The organism is Streptomyces sp. NPDC041135 (assembly GCF_055592085.1).
In genome coordinates, this window is sequence record NZ_JBVIYZ010000098.1 from 1 (window position 1) to 1,689 (window position 1,689).

The following is a 1,689-nucleotide window of genomic DNA, read 5'->3' on the forward strand; positions in this document are numbered from 1 at the left end:
TAGTGCTGTGACCGCGAAGGTTAACCGGGTTCGCTGGCCGCTGCGACCGCTGGGCTGGTTGGATTACGGCCGACAATGAGGTGTTCGGTCCGGGGCGTGCAAGGTTCCCCCGCGATCCTGCGTCGGGAGGGCACATGCAGCGCGGCGAGGTCTGGTTGGCGGACTTTGACGAGCGGCGGCCGGTAGTACTGCTGTCAGGAGACGAAGCGTCCGGGTTCCGAGCGATGCAGGTCGTCGCTCCTGCGGGGACCGAGATCAGCGGTGTGGCCGTTGAGGTGGCAGTGGGGGCGCCCGAGGGGCTGCCTCTCGAGGGCGTCCTTCGAGTGGCGCTGCCACGTCCCGGTCTTGTCCCATGCACTTGGCTGTTCACGCTGGCCCAGGAAGATCTGACCGAGCAGGTGGGAGTCTTGTCGTCAGCGAAGCTCGGCGAGATCGAGGATGCCCTCCGTGCCGGTGGACTCGAGCAGGCGGCGCACCGGGCTGCTTGATCAGGCAACGAGCGGGGGTTGGCCTCCCCAGCGAAGGCCCTTCTCGCTGCGGATGCGGGCGCGTTCCTTGCGCTGGGCGGCCAGGACGTCAGGGTGGCGGGCATTCTTGTTCCGCCAGCGCAGGTAGGCGTGCAGGACCCGGGTCTGGATCGTGTGGTTCGGATGTGCGAGTTGGCCAGGGTGAACTGCCGCAGCGGCCCGAAGTGGGCCTCGATGGGGTTCGCCCAGGATGCGTAGGTCGGGGTGAAGCACAGTTCGACCTTGTTCTTTGCCGCCCACCTGCGGATTCTCCAGTTCAGGTGGGCGGAGAGGTTGTCGAGGATCACGTAGCTGGGGCCGCCGTCCGGGCGGGTGGCCCGGATCGATCGCAGGGCTGCCCAGGTGTGGTCGATGCCTTTGCGTCTGCGGTTGACGCCCCACAGTTTGTCGTCGCCGACCGAGTAGCAGCCGTGGAAGTAGGTGATCCCGTGGGTGCGGCGGAAGGTGGCCGGCAGCCGGTTCGGTTTGCCCTGCTTGGCCCAGCAGGATCCGGCGACGGGACGGATGCCGAGGGGACCGAACTCGTCGAACGCGAACGTGCGGTCTGGTCTTTCGTTGATCGCGTACTCGATCCTGGCGAGCTTGGCGTCGAAGGCCTGGTCCGGGGACTCCTTCCAGGTCTTCGTGCGCTGGAAGGAGATCCCCCGGCGGGCCAGCAGACAGCGCAGGGCTTCCCGGCCGATCAGCACTGGCCGGGAGATGTTGCGCCGCAGGTGGTCGGCGAGCTTTCTGACCGACCAGCGGGTGAAGGGCTTACCCAGCAGGGTTGGGCGGGTGGTGGCCATCTGGATGACGAAGTCCTCGTCGTCACGATTCAGCAGGCGGGGACGGCCTCCCGCCCACCGAGGGTCCAGGCATGCGAGCCCGATCTCGTTGAAGCGGTGGATCACGTCACGGACGGTGTCCTCATCCGCCTGGACCAACCGCGCGATCACCGGGACCGTGCTGCCGCCGGCCGAGGCCAGCACCATCATCGCCCGCCGAAACCGCACCGAGCTGGTGCTGCCCCTCCGAACGATCTGCTGCAGCTTCTGCCCCTCCTGCTCGGTCAGCCCACGGACCCTGACCGGTAACGCCATCCCACCTCCCCATGCCAGTCGAAGTCGTCACATCCGACCAGCACAACGAGCAACCCGGCAAACGTTCCCGGTCACAGCACTAG

1 protein-coding gene and 1 pseudogene are annotated in these 1,689 nt (G+C 67.1%); one reads left to right on the forward strand and one right to left on the reverse strand.

Annotated features, from left to right (window positions below):
* Window positions 1-134: 134 nt before the first annotated feature.
* Window positions 135-488: a type II toxin-antitoxin system PemK/MazF family toxin gene (locus ACZ6CZ_RS38005; protein ID WP_469030683.1), complete on the forward strand. Its 354-nt coding sequence runs from the start codon at window positions 135-137 to the stop codon at window positions 486-488.
* Here ACZ6CZ_RS38005 and ACZ6CZ_RS38010 read toward each other — a convergent pair.
* Window positions 489-1,606: pseudogene (locus ACZ6CZ_RS38010) on the reverse strand (IS630 family transposase). It lies immediately after the preceding gene.
* Between the last annotated feature and the right edge of the window lie 83 nt (window positions 1,607-1,689).